This window comes from Candidatus Pelagibacter sp. PS_31 (assembly GCF_059417865.1).
Genome location: NZ_CM182069.1, coordinates 1,108,130 through 1,123,666, shown reverse-complemented (window position 1 = coordinate 1,123,666; position 15,537 = coordinate 1,108,130). Strand labels below are relative to the sequence as shown.

General features: G+C 28.8%; 14 protein-coding genes. 8 read left to right on the top strand and 6 right to left on the bottom strand.

Annotated elements, in window-relative coordinates; all coding sequences use genetic code 11:
• Nucleotides 1–1,446, bottom strand: coding sequence for a TrkH family potassium uptake protein (locus tag AC5SLN_RS05940; protein ID WP_271564182.1), 1,446 nt, complete (start codon nt 1,444–1,446; stop codon nt 1–3).
• Between the two features lie 90 nt (nt 1,447–1,536).
• On the opposite strand from AC5SLN_RS05940, the gene AC5SLN_RS05935 reads away from it, so the two are divergent.
• Genes AC5SLN_RS05935 through AC5SLN_RS05920 form a run of 4 tightly spaced genes read left to right on the top strand, consistent with a single transcriptional unit; the run spans nt 1,537 to nt 5,082 of the window.
• Nucleotides 1,537–3,099, top strand: a complete 1,563-nt coding sequence (locus AC5SLN_RS05935; RefSeq protein ID WP_271616152.1) for a lysine--tRNA ligase — start codon at nt 1,537–1,539, stop codon at nt 3,097–3,099.
• Nucleotides 3,099–4,151, top strand: a complete 1,053-nt coding sequence (locus tag AC5SLN_RS05930; RefSeq protein ID WP_494593220.1) for a quinone-dependent dihydroorotate dehydrogenase — start codon at nt 3,099–3,101, stop codon at nt 4,149–4,151. The genes AC5SLN_RS05935 and AC5SLN_RS05930 overlap by 1 nt, the downstream gene beginning before the upstream one ends.
• Nucleotides 4,152–4,204: 53 nt before the next feature.
• Nucleotides 4,205–4,528, top strand: coding sequence for a 50S ribosomal protein L28 (rpmB, locus tag AC5SLN_RS05925; protein ID WP_018413598.1), 324 nt, complete (start codon nt 4,205–4,207; stop codon nt 4,526–4,528).
• Nucleotides 4,528–5,082, top strand: a complete 555-nt coding sequence (locus AC5SLN_RS05920; RefSeq protein WP_018413597.1) for a queuosine precursor transporter — start codon at nt 4,528–4,530, stop codon at nt 5,080–5,082. The genes rpmB and AC5SLN_RS05920 overlap by 1 nt, the downstream gene beginning before the upstream one ends.
• Here AC5SLN_RS05920 and speB read toward each other — a convergent pair.
• The 3 genes from speB to AC5SLN_RS05905 are packed head-to-tail and all read right to left on the bottom strand — an operon-like array spanning nt 5,079 to nt 8,178.
• Complete coding sequence (gene speB, locus AC5SLN_RS05915) at nt 5,079–5,954, bottom strand: agmatinase (protein WP_271616154.1); 876 nt, start codon at nt 5,952–5,954, stop codon at nt 5,079–5,081. The two genes, AC5SLN_RS05920 and speB, sit on opposite strands and share 4 nt — an antisense overlap.
• 2 nt (nt 5,955–5,956) lie before the next feature.
• Nucleotides 5,957–7,000: a 1,9-bis(guanidino)-5-aza-nonane synthase gene (locus AC5SLN_RS05910; RefSeq protein ID WP_494593218.1), complete on the bottom strand. Its 1,044-nt coding sequence runs from the start codon at nt 6,998–7,000 to the stop codon at nt 5,957–5,959.
• Nucleotides 7,000–8,178 carry a type III PLP-dependent enzyme gene (locus AC5SLN_RS05905; RefSeq protein ID WP_494593216.1) on the bottom strand — a complete coding sequence of 393 codons (1,179 nt, stop codon included), beginning with the start codon at nt 8,176–8,178 and terminating at the stop codon, nt 7,000–7,002. The genes AC5SLN_RS05910 and AC5SLN_RS05905 overlap by 1 nt, the downstream gene beginning before the upstream one ends.
• Before the next feature lie 148 nt (nt 8,179–8,326).
• Here AC5SLN_RS05905 and AC5SLN_RS05900 point away from each other — a divergent pair, with 148 nt between their 5' ends.
• Entirely contained in the window at nt 8,327–8,890 is a 564-nt protein-coding gene (locus tag AC5SLN_RS05900; RefSeq protein ID WP_006997707.1) for an ActR/PrrA/RegA family redox response regulator transcription factor, read from the top strand.
• On the opposite strand, the gene AC5SLN_RS05895 is transcribed toward AC5SLN_RS05900, so the two are convergent.
• Complete coding sequence (locus tag AC5SLN_RS05895; RefSeq protein ID WP_018413593.1) at nt 8,883–9,434, bottom strand: biotin transporter BioY; 552 nt, start codon at nt 9,432–9,434, stop codon at nt 8,883–8,885. The two genes, AC5SLN_RS05900 and AC5SLN_RS05895, sit on opposite strands and share 8 nt — an antisense overlap.
• Nucleotides 9,435–9,466: 32 nt before the next feature.
• Nucleotides 9,467–10,396: an ABC transporter ATP-binding protein gene (locus AC5SLN_RS05890; RefSeq protein ID WP_494593214.1), complete on the bottom strand. Its 930-nt coding sequence runs from the start codon at nt 10,394–10,396 to the stop codon at nt 9,467–9,469.
• Nucleotides 10,397–10,446: 50 nt separating this feature from the next.
• On the opposite strand from AC5SLN_RS05890, the gene polA reads away from it, so the two are divergent.
• Genes polA through AC5SLN_RS05875 form a run of 3 tightly spaced genes read left to right on the top strand, consistent with a single transcriptional unit; the run spans nt 10,447 to nt 15,517 of the window.
• A complete protein-coding gene (gene polA / locus AC5SLN_RS05885; protein WP_494593213.1) occupies nt 10,447–13,221 on the top strand; it encodes a DNA polymerase I in 2,775 nt (924 codons plus the stop codon).
• 50 nt (nt 13,222–13,271) lie between these two features.
• The gene (locus AC5SLN_RS05880) at nt 13,272–13,979 is read left to right on the top strand and encodes a response regulator transcription factor (protein ID WP_006997711.1); all 708 of its coding nucleotides are present in this window, start codon (nt 13,272–13,274) and stop codon (nt 13,977–13,979) included.
• Nucleotides 13,979–15,517 (top strand): sensor histidine kinase, encoded by a 1,539-nt coding sequence (locus AC5SLN_RS05875; RefSeq protein ID WP_494593211.1) that lies wholly within the window; start codon nt 13,979–13,981, stop codon nt 15,515–15,517. Before AC5SLN_RS05880 ends, AC5SLN_RS05875 begins: the two co-directional genes overlap by 1 nt.
• Nucleotides 15,518–15,537 lie beyond the last annotated feature (20 nt).

The following is a 15,537-nucleotide window of genomic DNA, read 5'->3' as shown; positions in this document are numbered from 1 at the left end:
TTAATTTCTCCAAAATGATGGGAGAAACAATACAAGTATAGCAAATAATTCTAATCTACCCAATATCATTCCAAGACTTAAAATCCATTTAGATATTTCCGGTAAGCTTGAAAAATTGCCATTAGGGCCAATTGTAGAGCCCAATCCTGGACCAACATTTGAGATAGAAGTTGCGGCACCAGAAATTGAAGTAACAAAATCTAGACCACTTAAGGACAAAAATGCAGTTATTAAAAAAAATATAACCAAATAAAGAAAGATAAAAGAAATGATGGAAGCCATAAATTTATCATCAACATTATTTTTATCATATTTTATTATAAATATGCCTTTTGGATAAATAATCTTTTTTAATTGATTAATAATAAAAAGGTATAAAATTTGAATTCTAAAAATTTTAATTCCACATGTGGTAGAACCAGCACAACCACCAATGAACATTAAAGTTAGAAAGAAAATGAGTGGAAAATTACCCCATCCATCAAATTCTCCAGTAACATATCCCGTTCCACTTAATATAGAGATAACATTAAAACAAATAGTCCTAATATTTATTTGAGAAAAATCTTTGTTGTGAAAAAGTAAATATATAAAAAGTATAATAATTGAAAAAATAATAATTTTTAAAAACGACTTTATTTGAACATCAGAGATAAGAATTTTTCTATCTCCATTTAAAAATTTTATATAAGCAATAAAAGGTAAACTCCCTAATATGATGAAAACCATGGATGATATTTCGATAGGTAGACTATTAAAATATCCAATAGATTCGTTATAATTTGAAAAGCCACCAGTTGCTATCGTGGTCATTGAATGAGTTAAGCTATCAAAAATATTCATACCAAAAATTTTATATGTAGAAGCACAAAGCACGGTTAGACCTAAATAAACGTAAATTAGTCTAAGTGAAATTTCTTTTGATTTTGGTAATAGTTTTTCAGAAGAATCATTACTTGAAATTTTAAACAATTGCATTCCACCAACATTCATTATTGGCATTAAGGTTATTGCCATTACAATAATACCAATTCCACCTAACCATTGAAGCATTGCTCGCCACAAAAGTATCGATCTTGGAGCACTCTCTAAGTTGGAGATAATTGTCGACCCTGTCGTGGTGATTCCAGACATACTTTCAAAGAAAGAGTCAGTAATTGAAAGTTCAAGAGTAGAAAAAATAAAAGGTAAAGAACCAAATATTGCAATACTTAACCAAGAAAGAGCAGTTAATAAGAACGCTTGTTGTAGATTTAATTTTTTATCATGATTTAAATTTGTTAAAAAAAATAAAACTCCAAATATTATAGAAATTATAGAGCCTCCAATAAAAGAGGAGTCAATTTCTGAATATATAAACTGAGCTATAATTGGAATCATCATGGAAATTCCAAGAATAATTTGCAAAACACCCAAGGTAAAAAAAACAGTTTTATAATTAGACATTTTAAAAGAACATTATTTTATGGTAAATAAATTTCAACTCTATAAGAATTAATAAAAACACCAAATATAAGATATTTGTTATTAAACAAAGTGATTGAAAAAGATAATTTAGATAAAACTAACGCATGGCCCTTTGTTGAGGCTAAAAAATTACTGCGTGAAAGAAAGTCCTTTATTGATAAAAAAGGTAAAATAATTTTACAAACTGGTTATGGTCCAAGTGGGCTGCCCCATATAGGTACATTTGGTGAAGTTGCAAGAACATCGATGATGGTTAATGCTTTAAAACAACTCACAGATATACCAACGGAAATCATAACTTTCTCTGATGACATGGATGGCTTTAGAAAAGTTCCAGAAAACGTTCCAAATCAAGAGCTCTTAAATAACAATCTTCATAAGCCTTTAACTCAAGTGCCAGATCCATTTGAAAAATTTTCAAGTTTTGGCGAACACAATAATGAAATGTTAAAAGATTTTTTAAATAAATTTAATTTTGAATATAATTTTCAAAGCTCTTCAGTTCTTTATAAGAGTGGTTTTTTTAATCCCACATTACAGATAATCCTAGAAAATTATCAAGGTATTATGGATATAATTCTTCCAACACTAGGGAAAGAAAGACAAAAAACTTACAGTCCATTTTTACCAATTTGTCCAGACACCGGTAAGGTTTTAGAAATTCCAGTTTTAGAAATACTAAAAGAAAAATCCAAAATTATATTTGATAATAATGGAAAAAAACTTGAGGTAAGTATCTTCGATGGGAATTGCAAATTACAATGGAAAGTAGATTGGGCAATGAGATGGTACGCTCTTGATATAGATTTTGAAATGTATGGAAAAGATCTAATTGAAAGTGCAATATTATCATCAAAAATAATCAAGTTAATTGGAAAAACAAACCCATCTGGGTTTGCTTATGAGCTTTTTTTAGATGAAAAAGGAGAAAAAATATCCAAATCAAAAGGAAATGGAATTACAATTGATCAGTGGCTGGAGTATGCATCACCCGAAAGTCTTTCATTGTATATGTATCAAAATCCCAAAAGAGCAAAAAAACTATATAAAGAAATAGTTCCTAAAACAGTCGATGAGTACTTGGACTTTATAGAAAAAGCTAAAACACAAAATGAGTTACAGCTATTAATGAATCCTGTTTGGCATGTGCATAATGGATTAATTCCTAAAGAAGATACTATTATGAGCTTTTCAATGCTTTTAAATTTAGTAGAAACGAGCAATGCAGACTCTAAGGAGTTACTTTGGAAGTTTGTAAAAAAATATAAACAAAACCTTTTAGAAAAAGAACACCCAATTTTTGATAATCTTATAGGTTATGCGATTAAGTATTTTAATGACGTAATAAAATTACAAAAAAAATACAAAACTCCTGACGCAAATGAAAAAGTCGCATTAGAAGCACTGGTTAAGTCTCTTGATAGTTGCAATGATAAGATGTTGCCTGAGGATATTCAGACATTAATTTATTCAACGGGAAAAGAAAATGGTTATGCAGAAAACTTGCGTGATTGGTTTAAATTAATTTATGAGGTTGTTTTTGGAGATGAAAATGGACCAAGAATGGGTTTTTTTATAAGTTTTTTTGGAGTAAACGAAACTAAAGAGTTAATTAAAGAAAAAATAAAATAATGTTTTCAAAATTCAGATCACTAATTTTCAAAATTGATCCTGAAACTGCTCATAATTTAGCAATTAAGTCTTTAAAACTAAACATATTACCAAACATAGCTGATCAAAATAAAGGAGATCCAATATTTAAGACTAATTTATTTGGTAAGAATATAGATAATCCAATAGGAATGGCTGCCGGGTTTGATAAAAATGCTGAAGTTTATAACCCACTGTTTAAACTTGGGTTTGGTTTTGTTGAAGTAGGAACGGTTACCCCACTTGAGCAATATGGAAATCCAAAGCCAAGAGTTTTTAGGTTGGTTGAAGATCAGGCTCTTATAAATAGGTTAGGTTTTAATAATTTAGGAGCAGAAAATATTAGCCATAGAATTAGATCTAATTCACATAAAGGTTTATTAGGAATCAACATAGGTCCCAATAAAGATAGTGAAGATAGATTAAATGATTATTTGATTGGACTTAGAAACTTTTATGATATAGCTGACTATATTACAGTTAATATTTCTTCGCCTAACACAGAAAATCTAAGAGCTTTTCATGATGAGACTAAATTTGATGAATTGTTGAATGCAATAGAAAAAGAAAAAATTAAACTTAAATCAAAAATTCCAATTGTAGTAAAAATCTCTCCAGATATTTCAGACGAACAAATTGAACTAATAAGTAAAATTTTAATTAAACATAAGATTAGTGCAATAATTGTTTCAAATACAACAGCTAAAAATAGAGAAAAATTGAATAATATTTTAAAGCATCAAAAAGGTGGGCTATCAGGCAAGCCACTAGAGGAAGAGGCCAATAAACTAATAAGTAAGTTTTATAAACTGCTTAAGGGCAAGATTGAAATTATAGGTGTAGGGGGTGTAGACTCAGGAGAAAGTGCTTATAAAAAGTTTCAGGCAGGAGCTAGCTATGTTCAGTTATATACAGGAATGGTTTTTCAAGGACCAAACATTGTAGGAAAGATAAAAAAAGAGCTTAAAGAAATATTAATTGACGAAGGTATTAAGAATTTTAAAGAAATAATAGGAAAGAAGCTGACTAATTGATCCTAATAAACTTGACGAGATCATGAACACATCTTATATAGTCACTAAATATTATGTCTAAAAAATGTGAATTAACTGGTAAAATTCCTATGAAAGGTCACAATGTTAGTCACGCTAACAATAAGACTAAAAGAAGATTTTTACCTAATTTAAAAAAAGCTAAATTTACAAGTGAACTTTTGAAAAGAAGCCTAACTTTAACTGTTAGTAATGCCGGTGTTAGATGTGTTGATAAAAAAGGTACTTTTGATCAGTTTTTAAAGACAGTAAAAAATAAAAATATTTCGCCTAGACTAAAAAAATTAAAAAAAAGTATATTAATTAAATCACCTTTTATTAAAAAGGCACCAAAAGCATCTCCTAGTAAATCAGCTTAATGAAAAAGTTTTTTATACTACTCTCATTTATAATGGGAGTTGTTGTCTTAACTTCAAATTATTTAGTACAATTTCCAATCAATTATTATGGTTTAGAAGAAATATTAACTTATGGAGCTTTTAGCTATCCAGTTGCTTTTTTAATTACGGATCTCGCAAATAGATCTTATGGCAAGGTTGTAGCTAGAAAAATTGTTTATGTTGGTTTTATTATAGGGATTGTATTTACTCTTTTCTTTTCAACAAATTTTGCAGACTTAATTTCAGTTAGAATTGCTATAGGTTCAGGTATAGCATTTATGGTTGCACAGTTGTTAGATGTTCAAATTTTTGACTATTTAAGAAAAAAGAAATGGTTTGTTGCTCCATTAACTTCGTCGTTAATCGGGTCTACTGTTGACACATTTTTATTCTTTTCCATCTCGTTTTATGCAACGGGAATACCATGGGTCACTTTATCTCTAGGTGATTTAGCTGTTAAAATATTTGTTGCTTTAGCAATGTTAATTCCATTTAGATTATTATTAGGAACTTTTAAAGCTTCAAAAGCTTAGTATAAAAATTTGTACGACAAGATTTTATAAGCAAGTTTAGCTACAAGAAAATTGTAAGAATTAAAACCTTTAATAGGTGAAAGCTCATTTATATCTGCACCAACAATATTAGAGTTTTTAGCAGCTATCCGTATGATATTTAAAGTTTCATCCCATAATAATCCACCTGGTTCAGGTGTACCTGTTGCAGGCATTATGCTTGAATCTAAACCATCAACATCAAATGTTAAATAAACTGTTTTATTCTTTATCATTTTTTTAAATTTTTTTAGGTCCCATTTATTTTTGTCTTTTGCCCAAAAGATATCAATCCTAGATGAGTTTTTTTTTAAGAATGGTATTTCACTTTGAGATATATTTCTGATCCCAAATGAAATTATGGAAACATTTTTATGATCAAGACATCTCTTAATAGCTGAAGCATGTGAAAATTTTTCACCATTATAACTCTCTCTTAAATCTGCATGCGCATCAAAATGTAGTAAACATATATCTTTGTATTTTTTTACAAATGGAGCAATACATCCAGGTGTTATTGAGTGCTCCCCACCAAAAGTGATTGGAAATAATTTTTTATCTAATATTTCTTGATTTATATCAGACATCTTTTTAAGAGCTTTTTTAATGTCTTTATCAATTTTAAATGGTTTTAAAGTTTTAATCCCAATTTTTTTATAGGGTTCACAATGTAACTCTTCATCATATAGCTCAACTTGATGAGATGCTTTGATGATTTCTTTAGGGCCATTACGAGTGCCACCACCATAACTTACAGTTTTTTCTAAACCAAATGGAACAACTACTACTTTCTCTTTAAAATTAACATCATTGTCAATTCCTAGAAAACCATTTTTATTAGAAAGATATTTCAATTTTATTTAAATATTTTTGAGAAGTTTTTTCTTGTTCTATTTTTCCAGTCACCTTTATGATAAGCATCGCTTGCAATCAAAGGAAGGACACTAGTTGCTTCTGCAAAAACCATTTGTTCTTTAGCAATATCTACTTTACCCCATGAGCTTGCCTCTTTTAAGGTAGAGCTGCTGCAAGCACCATCCCTAGAATCTGCTACTGTAATTTGAACTGCATACTTATGCATCTCAACCTCTTTTCCTAAAAGTTCAGCACAGATAACAGTATCTTGAGCAAAGTTTTTAGGTACTCCTCCACCAATCATAAATAAGCCAGATCCTTTTGATCGAATCTTTATTTCAGTTAATTCACGAAGCTCTCTAATAGAATCTATCGTAATATGGTTTTTAGGATTATTTTCTTGATGAGTGACCAATCCAAAACCAGCACTTGAGTCTGTAAATGCAGGACAAAAAATGGGAACATTATTGTCATATGCAGTTTCAATTAAAGAATCTTTTTTTTTAGAATTTTTCTTTAAATATTTTCCCATTTCATAAATAAATTCTCTTGATGTGTAACTTCTAGGATCAAGTGTATCTGCTATTTCACATATTTTTTGATCACATTCCTGTAATTCATCTTCATCAATATATGTATCGTAAATTCTATCTATATAGTTTTTTCTTAATTCAGTGTCATCTTGAAATTGTGAACCTTGATAATGTTTAAAGCCTAAAGCTTCAAAAAAATCCATATCAACTATTGAAGCTCCTGTAGCAATAATTGCATCAACCATATTGTATTTAACTAAATCTTTATAAATATTCATACATCCCGCAGCAGAAGTGGAGCCAGCAAGTGTTAAAAAAATTGTACAATCCTTATCTTGAATCATTTCATTAAAAATGTTGGCTGCATTTGCTGTTTCTCTTGAAACAAAAGACATTTTTTCCATTGAGGAAATTATCTTTCTTGCATCAAACGATGTAATATCTATGTGTTCAACTGGATTTTGTAAGAAGCTTTTTTTGCTATTATGAGTTAAATTTTTGTTTTCTGACATTAGGCAACTAGTATAGCCTTATTGCTGTCTTTACCATACATGGTCATTATTGGCTCATCCTCTACTTCATAAATCTCATTAGAATAAAAACCATTAAATTGAGTTCTAAAAGTTAGACCGTAAGCTCCAAGCTGACCTAGTTCAATATAATCATTTTCTTTAATATTATTTGGAAGTAAAAATGGCCCTTTCATGTAATCCATGCTATCGCAGGTGGGGCCATAAAAATCAAAAGCAGTTAATTTTTTTGATATTATCTTGCTAGATTTAATTAAACGAGATGGGTAAACCATATTTGGTGTACCAGCATCAAAAAGAGTTCCGTATGTTCCATCATTTATATAAAGTTTTTGTTTTTTTCTAAGATTTACTCTGACAATTGTAGAGCCACTTTCTGCAACTATTGCTCTTCCAGGCTCACATAATAATTCTGGAAGTTTTTCTAGTTCTAAATTAGTTAAACTTTTTTTTATTTCTTCAAAATAATTTTCTAAAGGTTGAGGTACTAAATCAGGATAGATTGCAGGAAATCCACCACCAATATTAATGTAATCAGGAATAATTTTTGTTTTTTTTATTATGTTTCCAATCTCTCCAATTCCTTTTGCATAAGAAATTGGGTGCATACATTGAGAGCCAACGTGAAAACTTAAGCCAATTTTTTTTGCATATTGTTTTGTTAGTCTTAATAAACCAGTAGCTTCAGAGGTTAATATACCAAATTTTTTAGATAGATCTATTTCAGCATGTTCATTTGAAACAGCAACCCTTACAAATAGTTCAAGATCTTTTGCTTGATTGGTTGCTTCAATAATTTTTATTAATTCATCTTTAGTATCTAAAGAAAAAGCCTTAATATTGTAGTTAAAGTAAGCTTCCTTAATACTTTCTCTACTCTTAACTGTATGCATATATGAGCATTTTGCATCAGGGGAGATAGCTCTTATGTCTTTAATTTCTTGAATAGAAGCTACATCAAAGTTTTCAATTCCACTTTCTACTATTGTTTTTAAAACCTCAGGATGTGAGTTAGTTTTAACAGCATATAGAACTTTACCAGGAAATTTATTCCTAAAATAAGTAGAAGCAGACTGTATAGATTTTTTTCTAATACAATAAATAGGCTTTTCTGGTTTTAGTTGATTTATAAGCTCATCAACTGTTTTAAATTTTTGCATTTCATATGTCTCCAAAAAAAATTTAATAAAAAAAAGTTCTTAAATACTTAAAAACTTTCATATAAATCATGCAATTAAGGCAATACTTAATTAATGTAAAGCAAATAATAGGTGTTGAAATTATCAGATAAGGCACCATATTAATAATATGGTTGAAGCAGCTAATCTAAAAAAATTAAGCGATTTTGATAATAAATCCTTATTAATTGTTGATGATGACAATCCCTTTAGAGATAGGCTTGCAAGAGCAATGGAAAAAAAGGGATTTGAGGTTTTTCAAGCTGAGGGTGTACAAAAAGGAATACTGTCTGTTAAAGAGAAAAAACCGGCTTTTGCAGTTGTCGACCTAAGACTAGCTGATGGAAATGGACTTGAAGTAGTAAAGCAAATTCAAATTTCTAATCCAAGCAGTAGAATTATAATGTTAACAGGATATGGAAATATTCCAACGGCTGTTGCTGCGATTAAAGAAGGTGCAATTGATTACTTAGCAAAGCCAGCAGACGCAGATGATGTTGAAAAAGCATTACTAGCCGATCCAGAGAAAAAAGCTGAACCACCAGAAAACCCTATGTCAGCTGATAGAGTTAAGTGGGAACATATTCATAGAGTTTTTGAATTATGCAATAGAAATGTATCTGAGACTGCTAGAAGACTTAAAATGCACAGAAGAACGTTACAAAGAATTTTATCTAAAAGATCTCCTAGATAAATTTTCTAAATTTGATAATTTTTTTAGCCAATATAGCCAATAAGCAAATTTTAAATAATTCAGCTAATAAAAATGGTGTTACTCCTAATTGAAGAATTGGTTTATCCCATCCAATTAAAGTTCCCAACCAAATAGCTCCAAATACATAGATTACAGAAACAGAAAATATTAATTTTCCAAAAATTATAAAAATATTTTTATTAAGATTTAAATAGCCTGCAAAAAAAGAAGCAAATAAAAATCCAATTAAATATCCCATTGTTGGACCAGTAAAATAAACTATTCCAATACCTTTTTCTGGTGAGTTGGAAAATACAGGCATACCTAAAATACCCTCTAGAAGATAAACAGCTACAGATGCCAGGCCAATTTTATACCCAAAAGCAATTCCTAAAAAAAGAACTACAAAAGTTTGCATTGTCATAGGCACAGGATAAAATGGTATTTTTAATTTAGCTGAAATAGTTAAAGCCATTGTTCCTATAAAAATTAGAATAAATGTTTTTAATACTTTTTGAATTGTATTTGTTTTTAATAGATCCATATCCACAAATTACTATTTATTAATGTGATAATCTAGTTTTTTATTAATCTTAAAAAAATATCCTCTAAATCACCGTCGTCAGTTGAAATATCTATAATTTTGACGTTATTTTTCTTAATCAAATTAATTAATTCTTCCATATTAATTTTACTTTTTTCATAAGAAACACAAACTTCATTATCTAAGTGTGAAACTATTTTTAAAGATTCTAGATCATCATCGTTAATATTTATCTTTATATCAGTTTTAAAGGTTACTTTTTTGGTTTGAATTCTATCTAATAAATTCTTAGTGCTGTCTAGGGCAACAATATTTCCTTTATTTAATATAGATATTCTTCCACACATTTCCTCAGCCTCCTCAAGGTAATGAGTTGTTAAAATGATTGTTACACCAAGTTCATTTAATAATTTTACATTTTTCCATAAATTTTGTCTTAACTCCACATCAACACCAGCAGTAGGTTCATCTAGAATAACTATTGGTGGCTGATGAACTAAAGCTTTAGCCATTAACAATCTTCTTTTCATTCCACCAGATAAACTTCTAGCATAGCTGTTAGCTTGTTTTTCTAAGGACACTAATTTTAGAATTGTATCTGTAATTCTATCTTTTTCTTTAATTCCATAAAGACCAGCCTGTAATTCTAATAATTTTCTTGGGCTAAAAAATGGATCAAGATTTACTTCTTGAGGAACTATTCCAACCGAAGCTCTAACTTGTCTTGGGTTTTTATCTAAGTCAAAACCCCAGACACTTACTTGTCCTGCTGTTTTTACTACTGTTCCAGCTAAAATATTTATAAATGTTGTTTTCCCAGCACCATTAGGACCAAGAAGGCCAAAAATTTCTCCTTCTTTCACGTCTAAGTTTAAATCGTTTAAAGCAAGGTTGTCCCCAGCTTGTTTGTTTGAATAAATTTTTTTTAAATTTTTAACAGAAAGTATATTTTTTTGCTCCATGCGTGGTAATACATTTATAGTATTTAAAATATTTAAGATAATATTATTTAATGGATAAAATAAAAAAAACAGATCATTTTTATTTAATAGATGGTTCAGGTTACATTTTTAGAGCTTATTATGCATTACCACCCCTAACTAGAAAAAGTGACGGTCTTCCAGTAGGTGCAGTTAGTGGATTTTGCAGTATGCTATTTAAATTATTAGAGGATTCAAAATCAAATGAAAATCTTCAAAAACCAACACACTTTGCTGTAATATTTGATGCTGCTAGAAAAACTTTTAGAAATGAAATTTATTCAGACTATAAAGCTAATAGATCAGAAGCCCCAGATGATTTAGCACCACAGTTTGAATACATAAGAAAGTCTGTAGTTGCTTTTAATTTACCATCTGTAGATCTTCCAAATTATGAAGCAGATGATTTAATAGCCACTTATGTAGAGCAAATTTTAGCAAAGGGTGCAAAGGTGACAATAGTCTCTTCAGATAAAGACTTAATGCAATTGTATAGAAAAGACGTTCGTATATTCGATCCTATGAAAAATAAATTTATAACACCTGAAGATATAGTAACTAAATTTGGAGTGGGCCCAGAAAAAGTTATTGATGTTCAATCCTTAGCTGGAGACAGTAGCGATAATGTTCCGGGAGTACCTGGGATAGGTGTAAAAACTGCAGCAGAACTGATTAATAAGTATGGAACACTAGAAAAATTATTAGATAACGCTCAAGAAATAAAACAAAATAAACGAAGAGAAACACTTATAGAGAACAAAGATAAAGCGATAATTAGCAAAAAATTAGTGACACTAATGAAGGATGCTCCAATTGAAAGAAAGTTAGAGGAATTTCATCTAAAGAAGATTGATAAAGATAAACTATATAAATTTTTAAGAGAAATGGAGTTTAATAGACTTCTAAGTTCTGTCATTTCTGCATACGGAGAACCGCTGTTAGAAGAGACAGCAAAAAAGACAAAACCTGAAAAAAAACATCAAAATATAAGTAAAAAAAATTATCATCTAATTACTAATGAAAAAGAAATAGATGAGTGGATTAACGAAGCAGAAGAAGCTGGAGAGCTAGCAATTGATACAGAAACTAGTTCTTTAGATGCACATCAGACTGATTTAGTGGGAATTTCATTAAGCACTAAAATTGGCAAGGCTTGTTATATTCCAATTGGTCATAAGTTTAAAGGATGTTTAAAAAAAGAAACTGTAATTAAAAAACTCAAACCACTTTTAGAAGACAAGAGTATAAAAAAAATTGGTCAAAATATTAAGTTTGATTTTATTGTCTTATATAAACAGGGAATAAATATGAATTCAATGGAAGATACAATGCTGATGTCTTATGTATTAGATGCTGGAAAAAATAGACATAATATGGATACCTTGTCTGAGATTCATCTACAGCATAAAACAATTTCATTTAAAGAAATTGTTGGTACAGGCAAGAAAGAAATAAACTTTAGTGATGTAGAGCTAGATAAGGCAATGGAGTATGCTGCTGAAGATGCTGATATTACTTACAGATTATACAAAATATTTAGTAAAAATTTAAAATTAGAGAAATTAACTAATATTTATGAAATCTTTGAAAAACCTTTAATTAAGATACTAGCATTTATGGAAATTGAAGGAATTAAAATTGATAATAAATTTTTAAAGGTTTTGTCTGAAAAATTTCAAAAAAAAATAAGTAAACTAGAAAAAGAAGTTTTTAAAATTTCAAAAAAAGAATTTAATATTGCATCTCCAAAACAATTAGGTGAAATTATTTATAATGATTTAAAAATTGCTGTACTTAAAAAAACTAGAAAAGGTAGTTTTGCCACAAATGCAAGTGTGTTAGAAGACTTAGCATTCAAAGGACATGAATTTCCAAAATTAATTCTAGATTGGAGACAAGTGTCCAAGCTTAAAAACACATACTCAGATGCTTTACCTGAACACATTAATCCAAATACTAAACGAGTTCACACATCATTTTTATTGGCAGCAACAACAACAGGAAGATTAGCATCCAGTGATCCAAACCTACAAAATATTCCTATTAAATCAGAGGATGGTAAAGATATAAGAAAAGCTTTTATAGCAGAAAAGGGCTTCACATTAATATCAGCAGATTATAATCAGATTGAAATGAGAATTTTAGCTGACTTGGCAGAAGTTAAAGAGCTGAAAAAAGCGTTTAATAACAATGAGGATATTCATTCTCTTACAGCAAGCCAGGTATTTAATGTTGATATTAAAAAAGTAGACCAAGACATGAGAAGGAAGGCTAAGGCTATTAATTTTGGAATAATTTATGGTATTTCACAATATGGACTTGCAAAACAAATCAACGTTTCAAATCATGAAGCAGATGAATTTTTAAACGCTTATTTTTTAAAATTTCCTGAAATAAAAATTTATATGGATAATACAATTAAGTTTTGCAGAAAAAGTGGATATGTATCCAATATTTTTGGTCGAAGATCTCACTTTAATGGAATTAATGATAAAAATTTCAATGTGAGAAATTTTCAAGAGAGAGCAGCAATTAATGCTCCTATTCAAGGATCAGCATCAGAAATCATGCGACTTGCAATGATTAGACTCAATAAAAAATTTGAAAGTATTAAAAATAATAAATCAAAAATATTATTACAAATTCATGATGAGTTAATTTTTGAGGTTCCAGTAAAAGAAGTCAAAAATATAACTGAAATAATCAAGGATGAAATGACGAGCGTTACAGAAAGTGATTTACACACTTTTTCAACACCATTGACGGTAGACGTGAATACAGGGGACAACTGGGGAATACTTCATTAATTTATCTCCATTGCCTAAATTAGAACAATTTAGTATTTTTAAAGTAGAATATGCAAACTCAAACAATAGCTCTTATTGATGACGATAGAAATATACTCACAAGTATAAGTATAGCTCTTGAAAAAGAAGGCTTTAAAGTTCAAACTTATATTGATGGAGAAAGTGCTCTAATTGGGTTAACTAGAAATCCACCAGACCTTGCTGTTATAGATATAAAAATGCCAAAAATGGATGGTGAAGAGCTTTTAAAAAAGTTAAGAAAAAAAACTTCCTTGCCTGTAATTTTTTTAACTTCAAAAGATGATGAGATAGATGAATTATTAGGCTTAAAATTGGGTGCAGATGATTTTATAAAAAAGTCAGGAGGTTTTTCCATTAAAGTTTTAATAGAAAGAATAAGAGTTCAACTTAGAAAAAAAGATATAAACAATAATCTTGAAGACACAAAAAATATTATTTCACATGGGAAGCTAAAACTTGACCCTTCACAACTTGAATGTGAATGGGATAACAAGCAACTACCAGATAAACTAACTACTACAGAATTTTTAATAGTTAAAGAATTAGCAAAGAGACCGGGTATAATAAAAGAAAGAGCTCAGCTTATGGACATTGCCTATCGAGAAGATACTGATATTGAAGATAGAACTATTGATAGTCATGTTAAAAGAATTAGAAAAAAATTTAAAAAAGTTGATCCTGATTTTACAGCTATAGAAACAAGATATGGTAGTGGATACAGATGGAACGTTAGTTAATGTTCAGTAATTTTCTAAAAAATTTATCTATATTAAAGAAATTTTTATTCATTAATTTGGTTATTTTTTTAATTATAGGAATTTTAACAGCACTTTACATTAGCAATGCAAAACCTAATTTAATAAAAAATAAAACCTCCAAACATATTCAAATAATTAACAATACAATTGAGCATATTTTAAGGTTAAATATAAAATTTGAGGAAGAAGATATTAGAAAATTTTTATTTTCAACAAGATTTTTATTTCAAAACTTAGATAGAGTTATCTTATTTGATAATCAATTTAATTTAGTAGGTGATACTGATACGCTAGATTTAGACCCAAGATCCTTTTCTAGTAGACTAGATATAGTCGAGCTAGAAATATTAGACGAAGAAAAAAGCAAAAAAATTGTTGAAACAAAAAATATAAATAAAGAAAAAACCGTTTCATTCAAAGATGTTCTTACTAATTATTCGTGGTCAAAAGATTATGGAAAGCCCTTTACTTTTATACAGGAAGGCTATGATCAATTTTTACTAACAACAGTTAAAAACATAACACTTAATGGAGTTAATATTGGATACCTAGCAATTTCAGAAAATGCTAATGATGTAAAATCTGCTATTGATGAAAGAAAAACATTTATTCTAAGAACAGCAATATTTATAATTATAGTAATATTTATATTCTCTTTTGTTTTAAATAGATATTTTCTAAAACCTATAAAGAACTTAGTAGCATATACAAAAATTATAAAAGAAAAGAGCAAAAAAAAAACAAATATTAATGAACTTAAAAGTAGAAATGACGAACTAGGAACTTTGTCAAATTCGTTAGATGATATGACAAGTGAACTTCAAAAAAGAATTTCACATGCAGAAAATTTTTCAACTGATCTTGTTCATGAGATAAGAAACCCCTTAACATCATTAAAAAGTGCTTCAGAAATATTGAACGAGACTAATGATCAATCTCAAAGAAGCAAATTAATTAGTATTCTCAATCATGATGTTCAAAGAATTGAAAGATTGATCACTGATTATTCTCAAATACTAAAAGATGAGGTTGCATTAAGTAAAGAAAAAATGAAAAAAATTAATCTCAAATTAATTGCAAGATCTGTAGTAGATGATTTTAATAATATTTATGAAGCAAAAAGAGGAATTAAAATAATGTTAAATGATCAAGATGATCAAGAAGAATATTTTATTAATGGAATAGAAAATAGAATTGAACAAATTATTGCAAATTTATTAGATAATTCAATTTCATTTAGTGATGATAACAAAAAAATCTTAGTTGAAATTTACAAAGGAGATAAAGATAAAATTATTTTTAAAGTTATTGATGAAGGTAAAGGATTTAAGGAAACAGATACAAAAAAAATATTTAATAGATTTTATAGTAATAGACCGGACACCTTTGGCGAGCATTCTGGTTTAGGCTTAAATATAGTAAAAAACCTTGTTGAACTCCATAGTGCTACCATTAATGCCTCAAACAATGTAACGCAAGAAGGTGCAAATGTTGAGATTGTCTTCCCTAAAGTTTAATCATAAGTTGATTAATTAAG

What these genes read in the sequence shown, in the direction of transcription:
- AC5SLN_RS05940 (WP_271564182.1), bottom strand. Translation starts at nt 1,446, where the DNA reads ATGTCTAATTATAAAACTGTTTTTTTTACCTTGGGTGTTTTGCAAATT.
- AC5SLN_RS05930 (WP_494593220.1), top strand. Translation starts at nt 3,099, where the DNA reads ATGTTTTCAAAATTCAGATCACTAATTTTCAAAATTGATCCTGAAACT.
- rpmB (WP_018413598.1), top strand. Translation starts at nt 4,205, where the DNA reads ATGTCTAAAAAATGTGAATTAACTGGTAAAATTCCTATGAAAGGTCAC.
- AC5SLN_RS05920 (WP_018413597.1), top strand. Translation starts at nt 4,528, where the DNA reads ATGAAAAAGTTTTTTATACTACTCTCATTTATAATGGGAGTTGTTGTC.
- AC5SLN_RS05910 (WP_494593218.1), bottom strand. Translation starts at nt 7,000, where the DNA reads ATGTCAGAAAACAAAAATTTAACTCATAATAGCAAAAAAAGCTTCTTA.
- AC5SLN_RS05905 (WP_494593216.1), bottom strand. Translation starts at nt 8,178, where the DNA reads ATGCAAAAATTTAAAACAGTTGATGAGCTTATAAATCAACTAAAACCA.
- AC5SLN_RS05900 (WP_006997707.1), top strand. Translation starts at nt 8,327, where the DNA reads ATGGTTGAAGCAGCTAATCTAAAAAAATTAAGCGATTTTGATAATAAA.
- AC5SLN_RS05895 (WP_018413593.1), bottom strand. Translation starts at nt 9,434, where the DNA reads ATGGATCTATTAAAAACAAATACAATTCAAAAAGTATTAAAAACATTT.
- AC5SLN_RS05890 (WP_494593214.1), bottom strand. Translation starts at nt 10,396, where the DNA reads ATGGAGCAAAAAAATATACTTTCTGTTAAAAATTTAAAAAAAATTTAT.
- polA (WP_494593213.1), top strand. Translation starts at nt 10,447, where the DNA reads ATGGATAAAATAAAAAAAACAGATCATTTTTATTTAATAGATGGTTCA.
- AC5SLN_RS05880 (WP_006997711.1), top strand. Translation starts at nt 13,272, where the DNA reads ATGCAAACTCAAACAATAGCTCTTATTGATGACGATAGAAATATACTC.
- AC5SLN_RS05875 (WP_494593211.1), top strand. Translation starts at nt 13,979, where the DNA reads ATGTTCAGTAATTTTCTAAAAAATTTATCTATATTAAAGAAATTTTTA.